The organism is Terriglobia bacterium, from assembly GCA_035712365.1.
In the GTDB taxonomy this organism is placed as follows: Bacteria; Acidobacteriota; Terriglobia; order UBA7540; family UBA7540; genus SCRD01.
In genome coordinates, this window is sequence record DASTAW010000033.1 from 1 (window position 1) to 26,465 (window position 26,465).

20 protein-coding genes are annotated in these 26,465 nt (G+C 58.7%); 2 read left to right on the forward strand and 18 right to left on the reverse strand.

Annotation, left to right across the window (positions count from 1 at the left end; translation table 11 throughout):
- Positions 1 to 203: 203 nt before the first annotated feature.
- From VFQ24_09615 to VFQ24_09675, 13 genes are all read right to left on the reverse strand, one after another.
- On the reverse strand, positions 204 to 2,990 hold the full coding sequence (locus tag VFQ24_09615) for an ABC transporter permease (protein HET9178596.1): 2,787 nt from the start codon (positions 2,988 to 2,990) through the stop codon (positions 204 to 206).
- Positions 2,987 to 3,343, reverse strand: coding sequence for a PadR family transcriptional regulator (locus VFQ24_09620; GenBank protein HET9178597.1), 357 nt, complete (start codon positions 3,341 to 3,343; stop codon positions 2,987 to 2,989). The genes VFQ24_09615 and VFQ24_09620 overlap by 4 nt, the downstream gene beginning before the upstream one ends.
- Positions 3,344 to 3,666: 323 nt before the next feature.
- Positions 3,667 to 5,064 (reverse strand): efflux transporter outer membrane subunit, encoded by a 1,398-nt coding sequence (locus VFQ24_09625; GenBank protein HET9178598.1) that lies wholly within the window; start codon positions 5,062 to 5,064, stop codon positions 3,667 to 3,669.
- Entirely contained in the window at positions 5,061 to 5,672 is a 612-nt protein-coding gene (locus VFQ24_09630; GenBank protein HET9178599.1) for an FUSC family protein, read from the reverse strand. Before VFQ24_09630 ends, VFQ24_09625 begins: the two co-directional genes overlap by 4 nt.
- A 27-nt stretch (positions 5,673 to 5,699) precedes the next feature.
- Positions 5,700 to 8,876 (reverse strand): multidrug efflux RND transporter permease subunit, encoded by a 3,177-nt coding sequence (locus VFQ24_09635; protein ID HET9178600.1) that lies wholly within the window; start codon positions 8,874 to 8,876, stop codon positions 5,700 to 5,702.
- Between the two features lie 88 nt (positions 8,877 to 8,964).
- Entirely contained in the window at positions 8,965 to 10,200 is a 1,236-nt protein-coding gene (locus VFQ24_09640) for an efflux RND transporter periplasmic adaptor subunit (protein HET9178601.1), read from the reverse strand.
- Positions 10,201 to 10,740: 540 nt separating this feature from the next.
- Positions 10,741 to 11,646 carry an amidohydrolase family protein gene (locus tag VFQ24_09645; GenBank protein ID HET9178602.1) on the reverse strand — a complete coding sequence of 302 codons (906 nt, stop codon included), beginning with the start codon at positions 11,644 to 11,646 and terminating at the stop codon, positions 10,741 to 10,743.
- A gap of 1,473 nt (positions 11,647 to 13,119) precedes the next feature.
- On the reverse strand, positions 13,120 to 13,299 hold the full coding sequence (locus tag VFQ24_09650; GenBank protein HET9178603.1) for a hypothetical protein: 180 nt from the start codon (positions 13,297 to 13,299) through the stop codon (positions 13,120 to 13,122).
- A gap of 1,110 nt (positions 13,300 to 14,409) precedes the next feature.
- Complete coding sequence (locus VFQ24_09655) at positions 14,410 to 14,625, reverse strand: type II toxin-antitoxin system HicB family antitoxin (GenBank protein ID HET9178604.1); 216 nt, start codon at positions 14,623 to 14,625, stop codon at positions 14,410 to 14,412.
- Complete coding sequence (locus tag VFQ24_09660) at positions 14,606 to 14,875, reverse strand: type II toxin-antitoxin system HicA family toxin (GenBank protein ID HET9178605.1); 270 nt, start codon at positions 14,873 to 14,875, stop codon at positions 14,606 to 14,608. Before VFQ24_09660 ends, VFQ24_09655 begins: the two co-directional genes overlap by 20 nt.
- A gap of 682 nt (positions 14,876 to 15,557) precedes the next feature.
- The gene (locus tag VFQ24_09665) at positions 15,558 to 16,499 is read right to left on the reverse strand and encodes an energy transducer TonB (protein HET9178606.1); all 942 of its coding nucleotides are present in this window, start codon (positions 16,497 to 16,499) and stop codon (positions 15,558 to 15,560) included.
- A gap of 720 nt (positions 16,500 to 17,219) precedes the next feature.
- Complete coding sequence (locus VFQ24_09670; protein HET9178607.1) at positions 17,220 to 18,590, reverse strand: alpha-L-fucosidase; 1,371 nt, start codon at positions 18,588 to 18,590, stop codon at positions 17,220 to 17,222.
- 123 nt (positions 18,591 to 18,713) lie between these two features.
- On the reverse strand, positions 18,714 to 19,895 hold the full coding sequence (locus tag VFQ24_09675; protein ID HET9178608.1) for a PLP-dependent aspartate aminotransferase family protein: 1,182 nt from the start codon (positions 19,893 to 19,895) through the stop codon (positions 18,714 to 18,716).
- Between the two features lie 229 nt (positions 19,896 to 20,124).
- Here VFQ24_09675 and VFQ24_09680 point away from each other — a divergent pair, with 229 nt between their 5' ends.
- Positions 20,125 to 20,331, forward strand: a complete 207-nt coding sequence (locus tag VFQ24_09680) for a hypothetical protein (GenBank protein HET9178609.1) — start codon at positions 20,125 to 20,127, stop codon at positions 20,329 to 20,331.
- Positions 20,332 to 20,467: 136 nt separating this feature from the next.
- Positions 20,468 to 20,767, forward strand: a complete 300-nt coding sequence (locus VFQ24_09685; GenBank protein ID HET9178610.1) for a carboxypeptidase-like regulatory domain-containing protein — start codon at positions 20,468 to 20,470, stop codon at positions 20,765 to 20,767.
- A 97-nt stretch (positions 20,768 to 20,864) separates the two neighbouring features.
- Here VFQ24_09685 and tyrS read toward each other — a convergent pair whose 3' ends face one another.
- The 5 genes from tyrS to purF form a co-directional block, all read right to left on the reverse strand.
- Positions 20,865 to 22,106 carry a tyrosine--tRNA ligase gene (gene tyrS / locus VFQ24_09690; GenBank protein ID HET9178611.1) on the reverse strand — a complete coding sequence of 414 codons (1,242 nt, stop codon included), beginning with the start codon at positions 22,104 to 22,106 and terminating at the stop codon, positions 20,865 to 20,867.
- A gap of 213 nt (positions 22,107 to 22,319) precedes the next feature.
- The gene (gene purN, locus VFQ24_09695) at positions 22,320 to 22,922 is read right to left on the reverse strand and encodes a phosphoribosylglycinamide formyltransferase (GenBank protein ID HET9178612.1); all 603 of its coding nucleotides are present in this window, start codon (positions 22,920 to 22,922) and stop codon (positions 22,320 to 22,322) included.
- A 112-nt stretch (positions 22,923 to 23,034) separates the two neighbouring features.
- A complete protein-coding gene (gene purM / locus VFQ24_09700) occupies positions 23,035 to 24,078 on the reverse strand; it encodes a phosphoribosylformylglycinamidine cyclo-ligase (protein ID HET9178613.1) in 1,044 nt (347 codons plus the stop codon).
- A 58-nt stretch (positions 24,079 to 24,136) separates the two neighbouring features.
- Positions 24,137 to 24,967, reverse strand: a complete 831-nt coding sequence (lepB, locus tag VFQ24_09705) for a signal peptidase I (GenBank protein ID HET9178614.1) — start codon at positions 24,965 to 24,967, stop codon at positions 24,137 to 24,139.
- Between the two features lie 5 nt (positions 24,968 to 24,972).
- On the reverse strand, positions 24,973 to 26,403 hold the full coding sequence (gene purF, locus VFQ24_09710) for an amidophosphoribosyltransferase (protein ID HET9178615.1): 1,431 nt from the start codon (positions 26,401 to 26,403) through the stop codon (positions 24,973 to 24,975).
- Positions 26,404 to 26,465 lie beyond the last annotated feature (62 nt).

The window sequence follows — 26,465 nt, forward strand, 5'->3', positions numbered from 1 at the left end:
CCGCCTTCGACGGCCACAAGCTGTACCCGCTCCCCGCAGCGCAAATTTCCACAGCAGAGGCCGCCGCCTAATGCAAAAAAGAAAAGATTCCTGCACCTTCAAAAGAAAAAATACCCTTGAAATTCAAGAGAGAATCTACCCGCTTATCAAGTCCGCAAAGGTAGCGCCAGCCAGCGCCAAATACTTTGCGGCACGAGGCGGTCCTACTCTGCCCGCAGCGCTTCCGATGGTGAAATCAGGCTCGCCCGCCGCGCAGGAATCAGGGCTGCAACCAGCGCCGATAGCCCGAGAGTCAGGACAGCCAGGATAATCACCCCGGGGTCATACGGATTCAATCCGTAAAGTTGGTTGCCAAGGAAGCGCCCGGCTCCGAGGGCTAACGGTATTCCAAGGACGAGGCCAGCCGCCACCACTACGAAGGCGCCCCGAATGATGAGCGCAGCCGCTTGCATGCGAGTGGCTCCCAGCGCCAGCCGCACGCCGATTTCGTTGGTGCGGCATCCGGCGTTATAGGCAGTGATGCCATACAGTCCGACGGATGCCAGGACCAGCGAAAGAATTCCAAACAGCGATGCCAGTCGTGCAATCAGCCGCTGCTGCGTGAACTGGCCGGCGACTTGCTCTCTCAAGGTCTGGACCGAGATGATCGGCAGATCAGGGTCCACCGAAGCCAGGGCCTCGCGCAGTTGCGGATAGCGCAGACTGGCTCCCGGTCGTGCCACTAAGACAATGTCGTGCAGGAAATGTGACCCGGGAGTGGAGTCCGTCGACTCGGCATTCGACGAAAAGTCATGCTGCGACTCCGGAAGAAAGAAGAACGGGCCAATCGGTTTGGCGAGATCGAAAGCCAGGTAGCGGGCGTCCTGGGCGACGCCGACGATTTCGTATTGGCGGGAGGTCCCTACTCCGGTCTGTGTGAAATACTTTCCGATGGGGTCCTGGCGTTTGAAAAACTTGCGCGCAAACGCCTGATTGATGACTGCTACGTGCCGCGACGTTGCTGTGTCCTGCTCGGAAATGCCGCGTCCTTTGAGGATGGGAGTTCCGACGGCGTCGAAGTATCCCGCCGTGACCCGGTCCCAGGAAGCAGAATTGTCGTCACTCGGTCCCGGAGCCGGACGGCCATCCACCCACACGCCAGTACCCCAATTGTTGCCGCTCAGCGGTGAGTACGTGCAGACCGCCACCGCCGAGACGCCGGGAAGTCTCGCGAGCGAATCATGAATGCGTCCATAGAGTGGCGTCAGTTGCCGGGGCTGGTAGCCGGCAAACCGGGGGTCGATTTTCAGGATAATGCGCCCGTCCTGGGTGAAGCCGAAGTTTTGATTCTGAAGATTGTGCAAGGCAAGCGTCAGAAGTCCTGACGTAGCCAGCAACGCCAGCGAGAGTGCCGCCTGGAACACCACCAGCGTCTTCCGGGGGAGTGACGCGGTCCTGACAATGGAGCGGCCTGCCCCGCGCAGGGCTTCCATCGGGGCCACCCGCGTAGCCATCCATGCGGGCGCGATGGCAAAGCCAACGCCTGTAATCAACGAAACGCCAAAGGCGAAGAGCAGTACCGGCGTCGAGGGCGACGCACTGATGGGTATGCCGGCAAGCCCGGCAGCGTGGGGGAATGCAAAATGCAAGATCAGGCGCGTGCCCGCATATGCGACACCCAAACCCGCCGCGCCTCCGGCCAGTGAGAGCAGGACGCTTTCCGTGAGGACCTGCCGCACAAGTCGCGACGCCGGCGCGCCCAGAGCCATGCTTAGCGATATCTGCTGCCGGCGTTCCATGCCGCGAACGAGCATGAGATTGGCCACATTGGCGCACACGATAAGGAGCACCAATGCCGCCACCATCATCAGGACCTGAAGCCAGTGCTCATATTGGCCGCGCATGCTCGAGATCCCGGCGCCTCCGGGCCTCAGAAACAGGGTCTGGCCGGGAAATCTGGCGCGATCGTTGGCGCTCATGTCACCCCAGTGCGAGCGCAGCCATTGCTTGAGTTCCACCCGCATTTGGGCTTCGATGGAGGAGGGCGCCGCGCCGGGCCGGATGCGCCCGATCAAGTCTAACCAGTGCAAATCGACCTTGTTGAGGTCGGCATCGGCCTCCACAAGCGGTTCGGTGTTGAGCGGCAGAAAGAAATCGGGTGGATCGTTACGCAGCGTGTCGCCAAAAAAACCGGGCGGGGTGATTCCCACCACGGTAAATGGTTTTGCATCGAAATTGAAGGCGCTGCCGATGACGGAGGGATCCGACCCATACCTTTGCTGCCACAACCGATAGCTCATGACTACGACGGGTGGAGCGCCGGGCCGATCGTCCGCAGGCGTAAGCATACGTCCGGCATACGCAATGATGCCGAACATGGTGAAGTAGTTGCCGGAGACGAACTCGCCGGGATAGCTTCCAGCCGCTTCCGGACTGCCCAGGCGCCGGACACCAAACAGCGACGGGCCCGCCTGGAACGCTGCCAATTCTGCAAAGCCTTCGGTGCTGTCCCGGAGGTGCTTGTACAGATCATACGAGAAAATCGAAAAGTCCATACTCTGTGTGTACCCGCCCCACGCGCAGCAATACGGTTGTTTTCCCACGCGGTACAAATCGCCGGGATCCGCGACCGGCAGCGATTTCATGAGGACTGCGTGCGCCAGTGTAAAGATGGAAGTGGTTGCACCGATGCCCAGGGCCAGCGTGAAAATGACAGTGGCGGTGAACGCCGGTGACTTCCTCAACCGGCGCAGAGCATATCGGGTATCCCGCAACAGCGTTTCTACAAACAGCAGCCCGCGCTGGTCCCGGTAGTCTTCCTTGATCGACTCCACGGCCCCGAACTTCAGCGCCGCCTGGCGGCGCGCCTCGTCCGGAGGCATACCCGCGCGAAGGTTGTCCTCCGTCTGCAAGGCGATGTGCGCTGCGATCTCCACCCGCAAGCGATCTTCATCCCGGCCGGTCCTCGCCCATGAGGTGAGCCGATTAAGGAACCGCCTGAGCTTCTTCATTTCAGCTCCTCCGCCCTTAGGGCAAAAAACCGTTCGATGATGGCTGCGGTCTGGTCCCAGTCGTCCTTCTCGGCCTGCAATTGCCTGCGTCCCTGTCGCGTTAGCCGGTAGAAGCGCGCCCTGCGGTTGCTTTCCGACACGCCCCACGCCGAAGTGATGGATCCCTCCTGCTCGAGCTTTAATAAAACGGGATACAGTGTCCCCTGGTTCACCGAGAGCAGCTCTCCGCTGATTTGCTCGATGCGCCGCGCGATCCCGTAACCGTGCATCGGCCCCAGCACGTCAAGGGTCCTGAGCGCCATCAGCGCCAACGTACCTTGTAAGACGTCCTTCTTTTGTTTCTTCTCGACCATTGGGTTTCCAACAGGAAGGATAATACATCTTCATTGGGAAAGCAACAGGAACGAAAAGCAGTGGCGAGACGGGTCGCGCATACGTCGCGGCGTGTGCGATGTATGCGTCTTAGGAGCGGGTAGTGAAGAGTCTCGAATCCCAGAGACTCTGCGGCTTTTTCTCCGGTGAGCCCAAACCTTTCGACAGTCGGCCCGTTGTCAAGGATTGTAATACGTTAGAAACAACCATTTGCGAGATCAAAAACCGCAGAGTTAAAGAACAACTCTGCGCTACATGATCGCCTTACGGAGGGCTTTGAAATAGCATCTGGATCGGGGCCTGTTTACTGCCAGCCGCCGCCGAGGGCCTGATAGAGCGAGACGACCGAGTCGAGCTCACTGAGCTTTGCCTGCGTCAGTTGGAGCTGCGCGCTGAAGTATTGGGTTTCCTGCTGAAGAACGCTCAGGTACGCCGTTACGCCTCCCTGGTATTGAATGCGGGCGATGCGTTCCGCCTCGGCCAGGGTTTCGGTGAGGGCCTGCTGCTGAGTCAGAAACTGCCGATTGCGGTCATAGCCGATCAATGCGTCCGAAACCTCGCGGAACGCTCCCTGGATAATTTGCTCGTACGCGAGCAAAGCCTGCTGCTCCTGAGCGCGCGCGGCCTGCAAATTACCCTTCAGCCGACCGCCGGTGAAGATGGGTTGCGCCAGATCGCCCGCGAAGCTCCAGATGCCGTCAGAGAAAAGCTTGTAAAGCTGGAAGCTTTCCGTCCCACCCGACCCTGTCAGTGAGATTTGGGGAAAAAACTCGGCGCGTGCAACTCCGATCTCCGCGTTTGCGGCGATCAATACCTGCTCCGCCTGGCGGATATCAGGCCGCCGCTCAAGGAGAGAGGATGGTAATCCGGCCGGTAGCGTGGGAAGCAGCGTTTCCTGATCCAGCGGTTTTCCGCGAGGGATCGCTGCGGGATTCTCTCCCAGCAGAATGCTGATTGCGTCCTCCTGAAGCGAAATGAGGCGTTGCGTATCCGTGATGGTGGTTTCGGCGGTCTGAACGAGAGACTGCGCCTGCCGGACATCGAGCATCGAAGCGACGCCGCCCTGCTGCTTGATCTGAGTTAACCGGAGTGAAGATTGCCGGGATTTCAGAGTGTCCTGAGAAATCTGGAGCTGAAGGTCCAGCGCGCGAAGCTGGAAGTACCCACTGGCAACTTCCGAAACCAGGGTGACCTTCACCGCCTGCTGGTTGTATTCGGAAGCCAGAAGGCTGGCCCGCGCGGCCTGGGTGGCCCGCCGGTATTTTCCCCAGAAATCCAGCAGCCAGGAGACGCTCCCTCCAAGCTGAAACGAGTTGTTCTCAAAGCTCGGGAAAGAAGGTGAAAAAAGCGTCTTCTGGCGCGCTGCGCTGGCGGCGCCATTCACCTGGGGGACTTGCTGCGAGCGCGTAATCCGTAGTTCGCCTTCCGCCTGCAGAATGCGGGCAGCGGCGATGCGCAGATCATAATTCTGTTTCAGGGCAGTCCGGATGAGGTCCTGTAAAACAGGATCATGGAAGACGTTCCACCACTCCAGGTTGCCGAAAGAAGCTGCTCCGGTTTGAGCGCTTGCGCCTGGAGCTGGCGTTTCCGTGCCATGATAGGAGGCAGGGATTGAAACTGCGGGGCGCTTGTAATTCGGGCCCACCACGCAACCACTGGACAGCGCCAACAAGATCGTGATGGCCATTAGCCGGATTTTCATGTGTTTTCACCTCCAGCCTTCTGCGCTTCCGGCTTTACGGTGTCATGCCTCCGGACAGTCTCGTATTCATTTGCATTGCCGCCCGAATTCAAAGTTTCAGCAACGGCCTCATCCGGTCTGTAACGCCGCTCGATTCCTGTGAGCAGCCACTCCACGCCGACGGCCACGCCGCCGCCCAGGAGGACCTCGCCGGTCCGCCAGAAGGCTGCGCTGAGTGCGCCGTTGCTCCCAGGGTTGACGAATCCGGGAACCATGATGATGGCAACCGTTACTGGAGCGACTTTCCAGCTCACATGAAAGCTGATTAAATAGGATCCCGCCAGTACCGATAGAGTCATGGCAAGCAATATGGACCAGCTCGTAAAGCCGAACAACGCCAGAAAAACCAGCGCAACTGCGCATCCAACGGCTGTGTTCAGCAGGCGAGACTTAAACGCGGAAATTGTGCCACGGAATCCCGTCTCGGAGATAACGATCACGGGAATCACCGCCCAGAGCGGATTTACGCCCGGAAAGCTGCGCAAGCCGAACCAGACGATGCTGGTCCCCACCGCAACCCGGAGAGCATACTGAATTCCGGAGGCTGGATCTGTCTCCTTGGCGTTCATTGACCCGTTCTTCAGCATTGTGACGCGCTATATTTTTCCTGCGCCGGCCTCCGGCGCCGGGTCCGATTGAACCGGGACGGAGACCTCCACGCGGCGTTTTGACCTTTCGGACATTCCTTGAATGACCACGTAAAGCACCGGGATGAAAAACACCTCGAGAATGGTGGCGGAGATCATCCCGCAAACTACCGTGGTGCCGAGCGAGTGCCGGCTGGCCGCTCCCGCTCCTGCGGCAATCATCAACGGCAACAAGCCCAGAATGAAAGCCAGCGAGGTCATCAGAATGGGCCGAAAGCGAAGCTGGGCGCCCTCCAAGGCCGCATCAACGAGCTTGTGGCCCTGATCGTGGCGCATCTTGGCGAATTCCACGATCAAGATGGCGTTCTTGGCCGTAAGACCAATCAGCATCACCACGCCGATCTGGGCGTAAACATCATTCTGCAAGCCGCGCATCCACACCCCGAGATACGCTCCCAAAACCCCAAGAGGGATACCGAGGATCACCGCCAGCGGCACGGCCCAGCTTTCATACATGGCGGCCAGAAAAAGGAACACGAAGGCGAGCGCCAGGAGAAAAATCGGTCCTTGCTGGCCGCTGGATTCTCTTTCCTGATAAGCCGTGCTGGTCCAGTCGTAACCCATGCTGGAAGGGAGCGCCTTTTTCGCGGCCGCTTCCATGGCGTTGAGCGCCTGGCCAGAGCTATAACCGGGCGCGGAAGCTCCGCTGATTTCGGCCGAACGGTAGAGGTTATAGCGCTGGATAATATCCGGGCCGGTCGCGGGACCCACCGAGACAAGCGTGCTCAGCGGCGCCATTTGGCCGCTCGCCGTCCTGACGTAGATGTCGCTGATATCCTGAGGGGTTGAGCGGTATTGAGGCTCGGCTTGGAGCATCACTTTGTACACGCGGCCGAAGCGGTTGAAATCGTTAATGATCAAGCCGCCCAGGAAGGTCTGCAAGCTGGCGTAAACGCTGTCGATGGGAACGCCGAGTGTTTTGGCCTTGTCGCGGTCCACGCTGACCTTCACTTGCGGAACGCTGGTACGGAAGCTGTTGTAGAGGTTCGCCAGGGCCGGTTCCTTGCTGGCAGCGGCGGAGAATTGCTGCGCGGCCTCGGCTAACTGCTGCGCGGTGCTGGTCCCGCTTCGGTCTTCCAGCTCAAATTGGAATCCGCCGGAGATGCCGAGCCCGGGAATTTGCGGCGGGGCAAACGGAATCACCAGCGCCTGGGGAAGATTGTTGAGCGCTCCTGCGGCGCGCCGCATAATCGAGGAGACGTCCATTCCTTTGCCAGTCCTCTCATCCCAGGGCTTCAGCTTCACGACGAGGCTGGCGGTGTTGGACTGGGTAGCCTGAGTCAGGAAACTGAATCCGCCGATGCTGAGCACATCTGCGACTCCCGGCATCTTCCTCAGAATCGCCTCCGCTTGATCCGTCACGGCGCTCGTCCGCTGGAGCGAAGCGCCATCCGGCAGGATGAATCCGATAAAGAAATAACCATTATCTTCATTAGGCACAAAACCGCTGGGCAGTGATCTCAGTAGAACGCCGATGCAGGCGATGATGATGACAAGACCACAGATTGCCAAACCCCAGCGGCGAATCACTCGCTGCGCGCCTTTCATATACGCGCCGGTTATCCGCTCGAAAAATCTGGCGAAGCCGCGCGTGAGCCATCCGAGCGGCCCCCGCACCGGCTTCGGAGGACCGAGCATCGTGGCGCATAAGGCGGGCGTGAGCGTCAAAGCGACCAGCGCGGAAAGGATGATGGAGACCGCCAGCGTCAGCGCAAACTGCTTGTAAAGCTGGCCGGTGATTCCTCCAATGAACGCCACCGGGACAAAGACTGAAGTCAGCACCAGCGCGATGGCGATGACGGGCCCGGAGACTTCGCTCATGGCCTTTTCAGCCGCTTCGAGAGCGCTCATTCCCTCCTCGATGTGGTGCTGCACTGCCTCGACCACAACAATCGCATCATCCACCACCAGGCCGATGGCCAGCACCAGGCCGAACATGGTAAGCGTGTTGATGGAAAACCCCAGAACGGTGAAAGCAGCGAAGGCGCCGATCAAAGAGACTGGGACTGCCAGCATGGGAATCAGCGTGGCGCGAAACGTGCCAAGAAACAGGTAAACCACCAGGAGGACAAGCAGCAGCGCCTCAATCAGCGTCTTGAGAACTTCCTTGAGCGATGCCGTAATGAAGAGCGTCGAGTCCATCGTGACGTTGTACTTCACGCCCGGTGGGAAATCCTTTGCCAGGCGGTCCATGGCCTCGGTCACGCCTTTAGCCGCTGTGAGCGCGTTGGCGCTGGGAAGCTGAAAAAGGATGATGGTGGTGGAAGGCGCGCCGTTCAGGCGTGAATAGGTGCTATAGTCCTGCCCGCCGAGGTCCGCATAGCCGATGTCCTTCAGGCGGAGAATCGAGCCGTCCGGCAGCGTGCGGATAATCATGTTGTCATACTGCTGCGCCGTGATGAGCTGTCCTTGCGTCAGCACGGAATATTGATACTGCGTTCCCTTGGGGGCGGGCGGCGCTCCGATCTGTCCGCCGGGCAGCGTGACATTCTGTTCCTGGATGGCCTGGGCAACGTCGGTCGCAGTCACGCCCAAGCTGGCCATCCTGCCCGGATTGGTCCAGACGCGCATCGAATAGGTCTGTCCAATCTGCATGTAATCGCCGATGCCGGGCACGCGCGAGAGCGGGTCGATCACGTGAATCGCCGCGTAGTTTGAGAGGAAGAGCGAGTCATAGCTCGAATCCGGGGAATAGAGCGTGATGATCATCAGCATGCTGGGCGAGCGTTTTTTCACCGTGATCCCATTGCTGATGACTTCGGCCGGAAGCTGGCCCTGGGCCTGCTGCACGCGGTTTTGAACGTCAACCGCAGCGATATCCACGTTAGTGCCCACCTTAAAGGTGCAAGTGAGTGTATAGACGCCGTTGTTGGAGCTGCGCGAAGACATGTAGATCATGTTCTCAGCCCCATTCACGGTCCCTTCAATCGGGATGGCGACCGATTGCTCGACGGTCTCGGCGTTGGCGCCAGGATACGTGGCCGAAACCTGCACGGTGGGAGGCGTGATCTCAGGATACTGGGCGATGGGCAAGGAAAGAACGGCGAGCCCGCCCACCAGCACAATGAGCAGGGAGATAACGATAGCGAAAATCGGACGCCGGATAAAGAATTTCGAGAAGTTCATGGTGCGACCGTAGGGGCGCTGCTTGCGGCGCCCAAGGCAGGGCAAGCCCTGCCCCTACAAGAGGCCCTAGGCGGGGCAAGCCCCGCCCCTACGTTCCCGGCGGGCTTGTTTCTCTCTCCGGCTTCACCGTCATCCCGGGACGAACTTTTTGCTGTCCTTCCACAATCACCTGCTGGCCAGCCTGTAATCCTTGTGAAATAACGGAATCTTTTCCGTAAGTGCCATTGGTGGTGACGGTGTGAAGTTTCACCTTGTGCTCCGCGTCTACCACCATTACCGTTTGCGCGCCCTGCAGTTCCATGACCGCCTGTTGGGGCACCAGTATGGCATTCGGCGTCTGCTCGGTTGAAAAACGCACGCGGCAGAACTGCCCGGGCTTCAGGAAACCTTGCGGGTTGGGAAACTGCGCCTCAATCAACAGAGTGCCTGTCTGCGCATTCACCGCACTGCCTGCCATATAGAAACTGCCTTGGCGTGGATAAGCGCTGCCATCCGGGAGGAGCAGCCCAAAGGAGACTTTTTGTGCTTCTTGCTTCCGTGTTGCCGGGTTCTTGTTCCGCGTGACAAACCGGAGGTAGTCCGTCTCGCTGATGTTGAAGTCCACTCGCATGGGAGTTAGCGATGAAACCGTCACCAGAGGTGTGCTCATGCCTGGGCTCACCAGGTTGCCGGGGTCCACTTGCCGGCGGTCGGCGATTCCGTCAAGGGGAGAGCGGATGACCGTATATCCCATATTGATCTCGGCCTGGTTGATCGCCGCCTGGGCCCCTTTGACTCCCGCCTGTGCTTGCTTGACCTGCGCCTCTGCCACGGCTGCGGCAGCGACCGCGTCATCATATTGTTCTTGAGGGATGGCCTGCTGCTTCACCAGCGGCGCGTACCGGGCAACATCCTGCTGATTTTTCAGGAGACTCGCCTGGGCCTGAGCTACGTCCGCCTCGGCCTTGGCGAGTTGCGCCTGTGCCGACTGGAGCGCCGCCTTGTACTCACTTGGGTCAATCGTGAAGAGAATCTGGCCTTTCTTCACCGCCTGGCCTTCCGCAAAAGGCGCCGTTTCCAGGATACCCGTGACTTGCGGACGGACCTCCACGGTGAAGTTCGCTACCGTCCGGCCAACGTATTCTCTGTATATGGGTACTGTTTTTTGAACGACCGCAGCTACCACCACCACCGGAGCTGGAGCCGATGCCTGCTGCTGGTCATTGCCACGGCCCTTGGAAGAACAGCCAAAGGAGAATAGAAGGAGCAACCCTGGCAGCACTGCAAGAAACACAGACCGAAAGACCAGGCGGGCGGAAAAACACCGGTTGGTTTTCCGCAACATGGTCGCCTCCTGCTTCGCTGGGAATGTAAACTATATGATACCGGGGTTCGGGCCAGTCGATGCCTTTTTCTCGAAGGCCTCGAACTCGCGGAACATCAAGGCGTGAGGCGGGATCATTGAAACCGGAAACTGACCTTCATTTTAGCGGGTCGCGTCCCGCACTGCGGGATCGCGGCGTGTGCGATGTATGCGGCTCCGTTGGATGACAGCTTTCCTCCTCAGCCTACTGCCCACTGCCTTCTGCCTACTGCCATCCAAGGCCCGGAGGGCCGAAAGACTTTAGCCCATGGCGCGTAGCACGGGCACTCTTGCCTGTGTCTGAGTCCTTTCAAGACGCCCGACACCGCTTCAGCGGCTGAGGGTTGTTTTGTAGCGGCGGCTTTGCGCTGCCATTTGGGCCCGCACATGACGAGCTAAACTCGCCGCTACCGCGCGCGAATGGGTTGCCAAAGCATTGCTGCGATGCCGTGAGGTTTGTAAAATGCCGCGCGCACCCAGCCCACGGCACAATCCCGGCGCCGTGGCCAGCGGCTCTCTCGCTTATTTCGAGGCATCGGATTCTTTCTGCTGATTGAGAATACGCCACAGCGTGCCGCTGAATATATTTTCCTGGGCCTGCATGGGCACCTCGCAGGCATCGAGCATCGCGTGATAGCGCTTCACTTCCCGGTCAAACTCCTCCAGATCTCCGCCAAATGTGTCGGAGCCAAAGACCAGTTTCTCAAAAGCACTGTGCCCGGACTGGGGCGTATGAGGACTCACCACTCCCGACCACCAGAAGATGGACTTGAAGAAGGTGTAATCGTTCTGCTTCTTGATCAGCGACGAGCCCGACAGATCAAAGTAGAGATTGGGGTTCCAGCGGCTGACTTCCGCAGCCTCCGCATAATCAGGATTCCCCATGTGCGCGCCAATCACGGTGAGCGTGGGAAAGCGCCTCGCAATCAGGTCCAGGCGCGTGGCGCGCATGCGCTCAAAGCTGACGTCCTGGGGCTTGTTCGGATTTCCACGGGCCACCACGCCGGTGTGGAACAGCAGAATCATGTGGTACTTCGCAGCGCGCTCGTAAATCGGCCAGTAGGCGCGGTCATCGTAGTTGTGCAATGACGAACTCAGCTCCCCAAGGCCGCGAAAACCCGCCGCGTGAAAGCGGTCAACCTGTTCGAGCGCATCGGGATCGTCCAGCTTGATCGCCCCGAACCCTATCAGGCGATTGGAGTGCGCATGGATGAAAGGCGCGGCGGTGTCCAGATCGGCAGCAGGAACCAGCAGGAACGCCATCCCATCCACCGAATCGAGCTTGGCCAGCAGCTTCTGAAGAAAGGCCGGGTCACCATCATAGTGCAGGTGTCCATCGATGATTTTAGGTCGCGCCGACTGCGCCCGAAGCGGGCCACAAACAAGCACAAACACCAGCGTAACGAACAGCAGACTGTACTTTTTCATCTTCCCTCCTGAGCCGGTAGCGCGGCGTTGTCCCGCCGCGCGGTCCCGCGCTGCGGGATGCGGTTCTTTTATTCAAGATCAACGGCCGCAGAGTTGAAGAACAACTCTGCGCCACCCGCTTTCGACGCATGGCGGATACATGCCGTATTGTGCCACGAGTGTGGATTCGAGGGACGATAAACGGATGGAGTGTCTTTGATACGTTCGCCGATCTTATTCGCAGAGTTTTGCCACGTTGTTTATTGGATGAATGCCGGACAACCCGCGAAAGGACGATCTTGTCAGTCGGGGCTGATGCAGAGGCGGTTTTTGTCTCTGCGATCCCGAAGGGAGGGGTCTGGGCGGGGTGGGAGCTCTGAGTTGGCGGTTTTATTTTTTACAGTACGCCTCTCTGATTCAATGGATCGCGTGGAATGAAAGCAAGCCAACGCCTCTCGCTTCGCGAGAATGCAGATACTCGAAGGCGAGCATCTGCGCCAGCCGGCGTTATTTTCTTGGCTTTAGTAGTCCTGTGGCTCGAGCACCGAGAGTAGTCCTTCGCCGCGCAGCCGTCCCGCAAACTCCGCCCACAAAGGTCCACCGCACAAAACCGTTGCCGTGTGTAGCCGCTAGAAACTATAGTATGGTGCGCGCGAATGACCGCATAGCCGCAGGCGGCGCATGCTTCATCGACACCTGGATTCTAGGATGCACCTTCAAATGCCCGTATCCCTGGCGACGCGTTACAGGAGCCCCAGCCAGCGCGCTCGCGTGATAAGTGAAGCGTGGGCTCGAGACAACCTTTATTGTTTGCGGTGCGCGTCGACCGCCCTCCAACCCTCTCCACCGAACGCGCACGTAGTTGACTTCGTCTGTGCGCGATGTGAGGGGACGTTTCAGCTTAAAAGTCAGTCGCGCCCGTTCTCGACGCGCATCTGCGACTCGGCTTTTGAGCCGATGCGCCGTGCAATCGAGCAAAACCGAGCGCCCAATCTGTTCGCGTTGCACTATGACCCTGCGGGCTGGATGGTGCGGAACCTCTTATTTGTTCCAGCCGTTGCATTGACCCTATCCACCCTTGAGAAGCGGAGGCCCCTCGGAGCCCAGGCGCGTAGGAAGGGTTGGGTCGGATGTAACATTCTGCTGACGAATATTCCATCGGATGCGAGAATCCTTCTCGTTTCGGAGGGGAACATTCTCGTTCCTTGTCGCGCGCGCGAGCTATATGAAAGGCTCAGACCATTGGAAGGTTGGCCTCACTACAGGCGGGGCTGGACGCTCGACGTGCTCAACTTGGTTCGGTCACTGGGGCGGTCTCGCTTCACGCTTGCAGACGTGTACGCGCGCAGCCTTCTGCTCCAGCGCCTGTACCCTCGCAACCGCCATGTTCGGGAGAAGATTCGGCAGCAATTGCAACGTTTGCGAGATTTGGGCCTCGTGGAATTTGAAGGGCGAGGCAGGTACACACTCAAGGCCCAAGACAGCGGATAGAAGTTAATAGAAAACTTCCACCGATCTGCTGCCCCCGGTCTCAATGCTGCGGCCAATTGCAGGCGGATAAAACTCAATGTCGGCCGAGTGTCCCAGACCCTGAATGCGCGAAAGCGCTGCGCTCTCCGGGTCGGACCCGTCCATTACTTCGATTTCCGCTACCAAGAGCAGTTTGACTCGCATTCTTTCAGCCTCCAACAGTTAGTTTCCGTTACCACCTTATCGGCCATTTCGATCGCGCGCATTAAGGGCGCGCCGCAAGCGTTGTATGCCCTGTGATTCACCGCCGCCCGAGCCGATAATCTCTTCCGATTGGGACACGCACGCCCAAAAGAACCCGCTCAAGCTCTTCCAGTGCGGACGGGAAATCCTTTTCAAGGATCGCGGCAGCGTGCGACACAAACTTGATGTCGAATCCCTTCTTTTCTAGCTCCTCTAAAAGCATTCTGCCTATGGCTCCGTGAAAGACAGCAGCACATGATATCACGACTCAAGCGGCGAACCGCGGTACCGGGCCTGAACCATGTGCTTTACACAGATTTTGAATTCACGGACTCACGCCTGGAAAAGCGATGCGGTCACTTGTAACTTGCTTTGTTACGTCTTGCTAGGGTGGTGCTTGGGTCTTGCGTCTTGCAATTGGGCGGCAGGCGAACACCGCGATATAACGTGCAAATTTATATATCTCATCGGCCAGAAATGCAAAGAAAATTACGAAAAAGGGATCTCCTGGTAAATGCTGGGATTCTTCGCTGCGCTCAGAATGACAGGATTGGGGGTGACACGGTGAAGGCCCGGAGGGCCGACAGACTTTAGCCCATCCCGCCTTGCGGGATGGGAGAACGAACGCCCACCCCACGCCCCAACCCTCTCCCGGCGGGAGAGGGGGGACCGCGGAGCGGCGGGTGTGAAGCCTATTCCCAGGGCTTGCGCCCTTGGCTAAAATCTTCCGCCCCTGGCGGGGCTGCAAGAACCGGCGGTGGGAATGGTTTGTAGGGGAGCCCTCCGGGCTCCCGCGCAGTCCAGCTCAGGCAAAAAACGGGAGGGCAAAGCCCTCCCCTACGAAAAACCTTCCCTTCAATCACCCGATCAAAAATCGGTCATTCGCCAATTTCTCAAACCACCCCTCACCCGCCCCGACGTACCTCCGGCACCCTCTGCCCGTTAGAAGGGCAGTGATGAGTGATAAGTGACGAGTGACGAGGGAAAGCAATTACGAATTACAAATTGCGAATTACGGGTGACGAAAAACGGGTTCGGGTTTACGGGCAGCGGGTTCCGCGACCGGGCGGATCAGGCGAAGACGAGGCGCCCTTTGGGTTGGGGGATGGGACGCCCCAGTTTCCTGGCCGCCTCGATCCACTCCTGGATGACGACTTCAACGCTGGCGAGGGCTTCCCGGTAGGTTTTTCCGTCGGCGGCGCAGCCGGGAAGCTCGGGAACCTCGGCGATGAAAGCCTGATCCTCTTCGCTCCAGTATAGGATCACTTCATACCTCGGTTTTGACATTCAGCTCGCCTCCCATTCGGTATTTCAGTATAACATGGCGGACCTGCTTCACTTGATACGGTTTCGCCTTGTTACCCCTGGGCTGCAGGTTCAGAATCTCGTCCACTCCATCGCGGGAGAAGATGTGGTGACTCCCTCGAATCCGCTCGCTGAACCCAAGGCCTTGCAGTACGCGCCGCAAATCATCGAAGAAAATATTGGCGTCAGAGGTTCCGCGCAGAATCTTTTCAAGGGTCTTCTTCGCCGCCAACCGTCTCTCCTCCTGCAAGTGCGCATCGGTCGCACCTCCTGCAATCTGTGGGGCCGACGATAACCGCAATACAGCGTGCCAATATATAAAGCTTATCGGCTTGAAATGCAAAGAAAATTACGAAAAAGGCTCTCCCGGTAAATGCTGGGATTCCTCGACGGGCTCAGAATGACGGGATTGGGGGTAACGCGGTTTTTAAGGCCCGGAGGGCCGACAGACTTTAGCCCATCCCGCCTTGCGGGATGGGAGAACGAATGCCGTCCCCTCACCCCGGCCCTCTCGCGGCGGGAGAGGGGGGATCCCGCCGTGGCGGGATGGGAATGGCCTGTTCCCAGGGCTTGCGCCCGGGGCTAAAATCTTCCGCCCCTCGGCGGGGCTGCAAGACCGGCCGGCGGGAATGGTTTGTAGGGGAGTCCTCCGGGCTCCCGCGCAGTCCAGCTCAGGCAAAAAACGGGAGGGCAAAGCCCTCCCTACGAAAAGCCTTCCCTTCAATCACCCAATCACAACTCGGCCATTCGCCAATTTATCAAAACACCCCTCATCCGGCGTCGTACCTCCGCCACCCTCTCCCCTTTGAGAGGGCTTTGGTTTTGGGGAGGCGTTTCCGGCGCGGATGAATCCGTGCCCTTTCGCCTTGGTTCGTTGGCCGGGGGCACCCGATCGCTCAATGCGGGGGCGGGCGTCAGTGAGTCCCGAAGCCGACCTGCACTAGAACGCGAACAGGAACAGGCTTGCCGTCAACGATGGAGGGTTTAAACCTCCACGTTTGAAGGGTCTGGGCGGCGATGTCATCCAGGCCCATGCCGAGCGGCCGGATGATGGATTCCACTGTGACGTGACCCGTTGCATCAATCACTATGGAAAGAACGACCCATCCTTCAATGTGAGCCATTCGCGCCTCAGGGGTGAAAGGCGGTTCCGGCTTGTAAGTCACTACTGGCGCGGTTACTTTGCGAGTTTTTTCGGGGTTTGTGAAAGCCCCGACTTGGAAAATGGGCGACTTGGGCAATGCCTGTTTGCTGCTTTCGCCCACTGGTTTTTGCGTGGAGGCGGGAATCGCGGACATCTGCTGCTGCACCGGCTTTGGGGATTCCTCGGGGTGATGAAGCAGGTAATCCTTCCAGTAGTCGGGCACGAGAAGCACAGAATTTTCGCTGCCCGTGACAAACACTTTCCCTATGGCCTGCTGGAGAGCGGAAATGCTGGGGGAATCGTGGCCGATAGCGATTTCAACGTCGATGTCTGGACCGAAATAGGGCCGCAGGGCTTGCAGCTTTTTGTCGTACACGAAGTAGAGGCGCTTGCCCTTGATGACGAGGTCGTTGCGTTTGAGCTCGACTCCGGTGCACTGGATGTCGGCGTCGAGCGTCCACGGTCCCGGCTGGCCGCCTTTGATGAGGCGGCCGTCCGCAGAGTAGCGGAGCATCGTGCCGCTATTGGAGGTTCGCAGCACCATGTTCTGGCCCTTGTAAGCTTTTTCGAGAAGCGAGGCGATGAGTTGCCGGTCGGCAGCGCGGAGAGGCGCCGCAACGGCCAGAATCAGGAGCGGCAGCATTGCGCGCGGTGCATGCCTCGCAAAGGCCAGAATGAAGAGTGGGAAGATTGAGCGTTGCACGTGCTTCATGTTGAGGCTCCGTTAATGCCGGACAAATATAGCACGATTCGAGGGGCAGGGCTTTTGCGCCCGCGCGCGGCCCGGGAGCGGCCTGTTGTTTGCGGAATGTCCAGCCGGCGAATCTTCGCTTGCTCGCGCCGCGCAGGGGCGGCGCAGTGGCCATGCGACCTCAAATTTTTTTCAGCGCTGAATGGCCTGATTTGCCGTCTGCGGCATAAGGGATCGCCGCGGCACGTCGACTCGGTGGTGTGGCATGTGGCGCGCAGCGAGCCCACCGCACAAACCCGCTGCCGTCATTGCTCGCCATCATGGAATGGCGGCCCGCTCTCGTATCGCCGGCATCAGTCCGGCACAACGGTCACACCATTGCCTGAGAATTCGAAGGCGCAACAAGGGTAAGATTCCCGCGCTGAGTTTTCCGCGTATCCGATGTGAGCCAAAAGCGTCAGCCGGGTTGAAGGTCGGCGCTGCAAAGGCAACCACGCCCCACCTGATGGCGCTCAGGTCGACTTCAGTAGGCCTCTTTATCTAGGCTAGTTTACGGCTGCAAAAGGCCCCAAATGGGACGGATGGGATTTTCCGGACCTGAAAATCAAAATTTTATAAGTTGTTGAAACCGAACGATTTAATTCAATCCAAAACTTTTTGAAACGGCCCGTTTTCAAAAAGTTGTTCAATACGCGCACAGTGGGTAAAAATTACAATTTGCCGATTTGAAGACGAATTCCTTCACTTCACACCCGAGAGTTTGAACACGTACGTCGCCGCCGGCGAGCCGATCAGGCCTGCGGTCGGCTGCGGCGCCTGGATGCGCATCGTGCCGTCAACCTCGTGCCACTTGAGCTCTGTGCCCAGGCCCAGCAGAGTGACCGTTGCTCCCGAGCCTGGCCGAGGAGCAGCAAGCGTCAGCTCGCTTCCCGGCCAGCCGTAGACGATGGCATAGACGTTACCGTCGCGCTCGGTGTAGCGGACGTTGCCCTCTTCCGCCTGGCGCCATGGCCGGCTGTTGTAGATGGCCTCGCCGTTCAGCTTGAGCCACTGGCCCATCTGCAGCAGCCGCTCCTGCATGATCACCGGGATGCGGCCGTCGGCGGTGGGCCCGATGTCGAGCAGCAGGTTGCCGCCGGTCGAGACGCTGTCTACCAGCAGATGGATGAGCTGCTCCGTGCTCTTGTAATCGGAGGCTGTTTCCATGCGGTTATAGCCGAACGATTTCCCGATGCCCTGGCACTCTTCCCACTTGTGAACGCTGGTGTACGCTATTTGCTGGCCGTGCCGCAGGCCGTACTCCGACGTGTAGAAGCCGCCGTCCACGCCGCGCGTCTCTTTGCCCCAGCGGTCGTTGATGACGACATCATCCTTCACCGGCGAATCGTTAAACAGCCACGCCAGAAAATCCGTGGAGTGCCAGTAGGAACTCGGCTGCTCCCACTCACCGTCGGTCCACAGCACCGAGGGATGGTAGCGCTCCACCAGGTCTTTCATCTGTGGAATCATGTGCTCGGTAACGTAGCTCGGGGAATGCTGAAGATAGAGCGGGTTGTACCATTCGTAGAGCGAGTAGTAGAACCCCATCTTCAGTCCGTGGGCCACAACGGCCTTGCTCAGTTCGCCCGCCAGGTCCTGATGCGGACCCACATCCACGCTGTTCCAGTTCCAGCTTGCCGGACACGGCCACAGGCAAAAGCCTTCGTGATGCTTTGATGTCAGCACTACATACTTTGTTCCGGACTCAGCAAACAGCTCGGCCCACTGGTCGGGATTGAACAACCTGGCTTTGAACTGGCTCGCAAAATCCTGGTACTGGAAGTTCGCACCGTAGTTGCGTACGTGGAAAGCCCACGTCGGGCCGTTCTTGTCGTGCATGTGGTTCCAGTACCACTCGGCGTAAGCCTCGCCGCCCTGGGCGTGCGGGTCCGCGAAGGCCGGGACGGAATAAACTCCCCAGTGGATGAAGATGCCGAACTTGGCCTGGTCATACCATTGCGGAATCGGGCGCTGGTTGAGCGAGGCCCAGTTGGGCTGATAATGAGCATCCTGCGCCCATGCGGCAAACGGAATGGTGCAGAAAAAGGCCACAGCAAGAAGTTTGATTTTCATGCGGGGGATTCTACAACACTCGCGGAAATATGCGAACAGTTTTTGAGGCACACTCCCGGCTGACCTGGCCGGTGCGTCACTACGTCATCAAACCGGTGAAGGGGGCGCGCAGGCAACGCCTCATCAGAATTGCAGCGCCTGATCGAGATCAGCGATCAGGTCAGCGGCTGCTTCAATGCCCACTGACAATCGCACCAGTCCATCGGTGATGCCGATGGCGCGGCGATCTTCCGGCGGCACGGCGCGGTGGCTGGTGGAAGCCGGATGCAAAATCAGCGAGCGCGTATCGCCCAGGCTGGCGGCGCGCGCAAACAGCTTGACGCGGTCCATTACTTGCTTGCCGCCTTCGTAGCCGCCCTTCGCTTCAAAACTGATCATGGCCCCAAAATCGCTCATCTGCTTCTTTGCGACCTCGTGACCGCGATGATGGGGCAAGCCGGGATAGTAGACGTGTTCAACATTGCGATGCGCCGCGAGGAATTCCGCGATCTGCCGGGCGTTCGAGCAGTGGGCAGGCATGCGCAGGTGGAGCGTGCGGATGCCACGCAGAATCAGCCAAGCGTTGAAAGGGCTGATCACGCCTCCGAAGTCGCGAATGACTTCATGGACCAGCAGCGAGATGTAATCGCGCGGACCGATGATGGCTCCGCCCATCGCGTCGCCGTGCCCACAGAGATACTTGGTGGCCGAATGGACCGACACTGTGGCTCCCATCCGCAGCGGCTGTTGAAGCGCGGGCGAGGCAAACGTGTTGTCCAGCATGGTGGGGATTCCGCGGGCGAGGCCCAGGGCAGCGACGGCGGCGATGTCCACCACTTCCAGCACAGGGTTGCTGGGTGTTTCAAAATAGATCAGGCGCGTATTAGGTTTTAACGCCTTCTCGAAATCCTCCACGCGGGCCGAATCCACGAAGGTTGCCGAGGCGCCCATGCGAGGTAGTTTTCTGTTCAGGAAGTTGTAGGTTGCTCCGTACAGCGAGCGCGCCGCCACCACGTGATCGCCCGTCTTGACGTAACCGAGAATCGCCGTTGAAACCGCCGCCATTCCGGAAGCCGTGGCCAGCGCGGCCTCGCCGCCCTCAAGCGCCGCCAGCTTGGATTCCAGCGCATGAATGGTAGGATTGCCGTAGCGCGTGTACATGTAACCGGGCTTCTGCTCGCCATAGACCGCGGCCATCTCGTCCGCATCCGCGGAGACAAAGGTAGTTGACTGGTAGATTGGCGTGTCCAGCGCCCCCGTCGCCGGGCAAGGATCCTCCCCAGCGTGCACGGCCAGCGTAGCGAAATCCAATGGTTTCTCCACCATTCACCTCTTCGGGTTGGGACCTTCGCGACGCCCATCATTATCTTACAAAGGTCCCGCCCAATACTCGGTTAAGCCTATCGTGTCTGCGGCGGGATGGCAAAAGCCCTTTGGCCGGCTCGGATTCACAATGCGTCAGACGGAGGCGTTCCAGGCGTGACCCTCTGGACACCGCTGGCAGAAATGAATAGACTTTTTACTGTTGATATTGATTGATAATCGGGGGTAAACGATGCCGACCTGTCCAGAGTGCGAAGCAATGATCGACATCGATGAGGACCAGCTTGAAGAAGGCCAGACCATCGAGTGCCCGGAGTGCGGATCGGAACTCGAAGTGGTTGGCACGGACCCGGTGGAACTCGACACCTTGAGTCGGGGTGAGGGAGACGACGAAGAAGACGACGAGGATGTTGATATTGATGATAAAGAGGATGCGTAGGACCCAAGGCAGGTCCGGCACATTTCAAACGGGTACAATTTGCCGAAGCCAAAGACGTGTTCCAGCGCTGGCTATCCGGAGTTGCGCCATCGCGCTGACCATCGCAGCGTTGTGGCTGGGGTTTGGCGCAGCCCCATTGACGGCAAAAAAAAAGGGACCTCCCACTTCAAAGACCGTGGTGGGCCAGGTGTTCGATGGCCAGGACAATGGCATTGCAGGCGCGGCAGTGGAAATCACCGATCTGTCAACAAATAAGACGTCTGCCATTTACACCGGGCCCGAGGGGCGATTCACCTTCACAGACCTGAAGCTGACGCAGGATTACCAGCTCAAGGCTCATTACAAGGGCCAATTTTCTGAGGTGCGCAAGGTCAGCTCCTGGGACACTCGCACCGACCTGGTGCTGAACCTCCACATTCCGGCGCCGAGCGAATGACCAATGCTGAGCAAGACTTGCCCACTATCCAATGGACGAAAAATTCACCAGGCAGGCTGGATAATTTAAGGTTGTAGATTGCAAAGTAGGGTTCTTGTCAGGGCCTGACGCTGACCTTCAGCAGCTTTCGTCCGACGCGAAAGGTTACGCAACCGGAATCATGATACTTCGCTGGGCAAAATTCCCAAGTGGGATCCGAAATGCGCTCCCAAGCGGGATCCTCTGACTCACCCACCGTGATTGAAACGGCCCCCTCTTTAATCTTGCGTGCGGCCTCTGCTTTGGACGAGGCCAATTCGTGCATCGCAAGGAACGTGGTGAGTTTAATGGGGATGAAGTATGTCAATGTGGGGACTTCTGCCGGAACTCCCTTCCTCTGAAATTGCGTTTCCCAATCTTTTTGCGCCTGACCGGCGGACTCCGCTCCATGGAAATCGGAAACGATTCGGCTGGCGAGGCGCTTTTTCATTTCCAGCGGATGAGTGGCGCCATCGCTGACCGACTTCTTCAGTCCGGCGATATCCGTGGGCGTCATGTCGGTGAGTAAATCATAGTAGCGCCACATCAGGTCGTCGGAAATGGACATCAGCTTACCGAACATTTCCTGCGGTGCCTCGTTGATGCCCACGTAATTGCCCAGCGATTTCGACATTTTCTGCACGCCGTCGAGCCCCTCGAGGATGGGCATCATCATGATGACCTGGGGTTCCTGGCCGTATTCCTGCTGGATGGTGCGGCCCGCCAGCAGGTTGAACTTCTGGTCCGTCCCGCCCAGTTCGACGTCGGCCCTAAGCGCGACCGAATCGTATGCCATGGCCAAAGGGTAGACCAGTTCCAGCAGCGTGATCGGGTGTCCCTCCTTGAACCGCTTGCTGAAATCGTCGCGCTCCAGCAGGCGGGCGACAGTGTATTTCGATAGCAGGTTCATCCACTCCTGGCTGTGCAGCTTTCCCAGCCAGCGGTTGTTGAAGTCCACCACCGTCTTTTCCGGGTCAAGGATCTTGAACACCTGCTTCTTGTAAGTTTCGGCGTTGGCAGCAATTTCTTCTGGGGTCATCGGCGGCCGCGTGACGTTGCGTCCCGAGGGATCTCCAATAAGGCCCGTAAAGTCGCCGATCAAAAAGATCACCGTGTGGCCAAGGTCCTGAAAATGTTTCAGCTTGCGGATCAGGACAGTGTGGCCGAGGTGGATATCCGGTGCCGTGGGATCGAAACCTGCCTTGACGCGGAGAGGCGTGCCCGCCTTCGCGGCGCGCTCGAGCTTGGTACGAAGGTCTTCAGCGCGGATAGTCTCTTCCGCGCCCTTGGTGAGATAAGCGAGTTGTTCGTTAATCGTCATGCTTTTATTGTCGGGTTTGCCTTCTTGCGCGATGTGCCGGCCTGCGCCCCGTGATCAGGCGGAGAGCGCGCTCCACAACCTCGCTTCGCGAAAGTTTAAGCTCGCGGGCCAGCCAGTCCAGTTGACGCAGTGTCTTCTCATCGGCATAGAAGAAAGTACGGACCTTTTTGTTTTCCATAGTGCACGTCACGGCCCGCGCAGTTCGTTTGCGGTTCACCTCGCCGAAAACACTCGCCGCCCCTCGATTCGGACCCGATCTTCGAGCATCAGGCAAATGGCCTCGGAATAGATGCGGTGTTCTTCCTTCAGGATGCGTGCCGAGAGCGTTTCAACCGTGTCATCGGCGAGCACGGGTACGACGGCCTGGAGAACGATGGGGCCGGTGTCCATGCTTTCATCCACGATGTGGACGGTGCAGCCGGTGAATTTGACGCCATATTCGAGGGCCTGCTTCTGCGCGTCGAGACCCGGAAACGCTGGAAGAAGCGCCGGGTGGATGTTGAGGATGCGCCCGGGAAATGCCCGGACAAAAACCGGGCTGAGGATACGCATAAATCCCGCCAGGCACACCAGGTCCACATGCGCACCTCTGAGGGCGGCGACAACTTCCTGGTCATAGGCTTCGCGATCTTTGCCCTTGGAAGGAATGTAAAGTGTGTTCAATCCCATGCTGCGGGCGGTCTCAAGGCCCGGAGCCTGCTCGCGGTTGCTGATGACCAGAGCGATTTTCGCGGGGATTTTCTCGCATGCCGTGTTGCGCGCGATCACCTCAAAATTCGACCCTCGCCCGGAAAGCAAAATGCCGATGTTCTTCATGGAAGTTTTGCCAAAGAAGTCAACCGCTGAAAAGCAGATTCCTCTCCCGCTCTGCGGGATCGGAATGACGGCGCGCCCTTGAATTGCGCGGTTCCCGAACACTTGCATCACGCTACTCGGCAGATTCGGGAGAACCAGCGAGGTATTTTACCTCAGCCTTGCCGCGAACGACCCTGCCCACCGTCCAAAACTTCTCTTTCTTCCTTCGGAGCGCGCGGGAGACGTCTTCCACGTTCTTATTCGGAACAATCAGGAGCATGCCCAGACCCATATTGAAAGTGCGCAGCATTTCTGGCTGGCGCACCCTTCCGAGGCTGGCAATCATGGTGAAAACTGGAGGGACGGGCCACGATCCCAGATGGATTTCCGCCTGGCAATTTGCGGGAAGGATGCGCGGTGTGTTCTCCGTAATGCCGCCGCCCGTGATGTGGACCAAGCCCGTGAGCCATCCCTTTTGATGCAGCGGCAGGAGCAGCGGCGCGTAACAGCGGTGCGGCGCCAGCAGTTCTTCATCGAGCCTGCGCCCAAGTTTCGGAACGTATTGCGAGAGCCCGATGCCCGCCTGCTCAATCAATACCTTCCGGGCAAGGGAATAGCCATTGGTGTGCAAGCCAAGCGAGAGCAGGCCCAGGATGACGTCACCGGGGCGGATTCGGCTTCCGTCCAGAATTTGGCGCTGTCGCACCCATCCGACAATGCAGCCGGCCAGATCGTATTCATTCTCAGCGTAAAAGCCTGGCATCTGTGCGGTCTCTCCGCCGATGAGAGCGCAGCCCACCTGCCGACAGGCGTCGGAGAGCCCGCGCACGATGCCGGTGACGACTTTCCCGCGAATTTTCCCCGTCGCAAGATAATCCAGGAAGAAGAGCGGCCGCGCGCCGTGGACCGCGATGTCGTTGACCGAATGGAAAACCAGGTCGCGAGCAACGCCCTCATGGCGATTGACGGCGAAAGCGATCTTGAGCTTGGTTCCCACGCCGTCCATGCTGGAGACCAGCACGGCGTCTGAGGGCAAGCCCTTCAGTGAATAGAAGCCGCCAAAGGCCCCGAACCCTCTCAGGACGCGAGGATTGAAGGTCCTGCTGACCAGCTCTTTAATCTGCGATTTGGCGCGGCTCGCCGCAGTGATGTCGACGCCCGCGTCTCGATAGCGCATAAATTGTGCTGGACTCCTTTGGCGGAATCAAAAAAAGAAAATAGAAGGACGGAAACCGTCAGAAGATCTTGCCCATTCTGGACCAGCGCGTTTTGGCGAAAAAATTCCAGAGGATGGAAGCGTCAAATTTCAGCCGGTCTGAGAGCCGGTCGTCAAGCCATTCGCGGGTGGGCGCGTTGTAAGACCAGTAGACAAACAGCGGCTCTCCCACCACATTCTGCACGGGCACGAACCCCCAGAACCGACTGTCCAGAGAATTGTCGCGGTTGTCACCCATCACGAAAAGATGTCCGGCGGGGACGTGAAGCCCATCCTTGTGGATATAATTGGGCATTTCGCGCGCCCAGTGCGGGTCCAGGCCCCACGCCGCCGGAAGCTCGTTGATTTCCTGCAACGGCGGCGGAAAATTGTCGCGAAGCGGGAACATGGCGGACGAGACAAACTGAGCATACGGCTCGTTCAAGAGCTTTCCGTCAACGTAAACCTTCTTGTCCGTGATCCGGACGACATCTCCACCCACGCCGATCACGCGTTTGACGAACATCTGAGTAGGGTTCACCGGGTAGTGAAACGCCACGATGTCGCCGCGGTGAATGGGCGCCAGGCGCGGAAAACGCACATCGGTGTAAGGCAACTGGGGACCATAGAGCAGCTTGTTGAGGAAAACGTGGTCGCCGATCAGGATGGTGCTTTCCATCGATCCGGTCGGTATCACAGTAGCTTCGGCAACGAAGGTGCGGATGCAGAACACGCCGACCAACACAATCAGAAGAGACCGGACGGTTTCCCAGAGGCCATCGTGGCGAGAGGCACGTTGGGGAGGAGCAGAAATCTGCTCAGGAAGATTCTGGGTTTGTTCCCCGGCATTCAAGGGCTCGGACGTTTCCATAATTGCTAGTCCCGTTTTCGCAAAGCGATCAGCGGCTCCTGGATGGCCGTAGGGTAGCTGGCCGTGTAGCAGGCCAGACAGTAATTGTCTTTGTCACTGCCCATAGCGTCCCGGAGGCCTTCCAGAGAAAGATAGCCGAGTGAGTCGGCGCCGACGTATTGGCGGATTTCTTCCACGCTATGGTTCGATGCAATCAATTCCTCTTTCGTTGGCGTGTCCACTCCGTAATAACAGGGCGAGACGGTGGGCGGGCAACTGATCCGGAAGTGGATTTCGCGCGCTCCGGCCTCGCGCACCAGTTGCACGATCTTCCGGCTGGTGGTGCCGCGGATGATGGAATCATCCACCAGAACGACCCGTTTGCCTTCCAGCAGGCTGCGCACCGGATTGAGCTTCAGCTTGACTCCAAAATCGCGGATGGCCTGCGTAGGCTCAATGAAGGTGCGCCCGATGTAGTGGTTGCGGATCAGGCCAAACTTCAATGGAATTCCGGATTCCTGGGAGTATCCGATGGCCGCGGCAACTCCGGAATCAGGAACCGGAACCACGATGTCGGCGTCCGCCGGATGTTCCTGCGCAAGGCGTCGTCCCAGCCTATCCCGGCTGCTCTGCACGGAACGGCCAAACACGATGCTGTCCGGCCGTGAAAAATAGACATGCTCAAAGATGCATTTTGCCGGCTTGGCCGGCGGCGAAAACCGGAGTGACGTGACGCCGCGCTTGTCCAGAATTACCATTTCACCCGGCTCGATTTCACGCAGATAGCTGGCGCTGATGATGTCAAACGCGCAGGTCTCGGAGGCGACAACGTAAGCACCGTTCAACTGGCCAAGGCTGAGCGGCCGGAACCCGCGCGGATCGCGAATGGCGTAAACGCTGTCTTTGAAAAGCATCACCAGCGAGTAAGCGCCGGAGACACGGTCCAAGGCCTCGGCAATCGATTCCGGAATTCCGGTGTGCCGCGAACGCGCGAAATAGTGAAGGATGACTTCCGTGTCGCTGGTGGTCTGAAAAATGTCTCCGCGGGCCTCCAGTTCGCGCCGGATGCTCGCTGCGTTCACCAGGTTCCCATTGTGGGCAAGGGCCACCTGGCCCTTCTGGCAGCTCACGCTGAGAGGCTGCGCATTTTTCAGATTGGTGTCGCCCGCTGTTGAATATCGCGTGTGGCCAATGGCGGCATGTCCGGAAAGGGTTTTCAGAACGTCCTCGTTGAAAACCTCAGCAACGTGTCCCATGCTCTTGCGGCCGATCAGCCGCTCGCCGTCAGTCACGACCATCCCGGCGCTCTCCTGCCCGCGATGCTGGAGCGCATAAAGGCCCAGATAGGTCAGCTTGGAAGCTTCAGGATGGCCATAAACGGCGAACACGCCGCAATGGTCATGGAACTTTTCGTCAGGGAGTGAGAGTACTGGGAATTTTTCAGGGAGTAGTTGCAAAGCTGTTATCCGCGGCCCCCACGCCTGTCAAAGTACTTTACTGATGGATTCTCTTGCCTTAG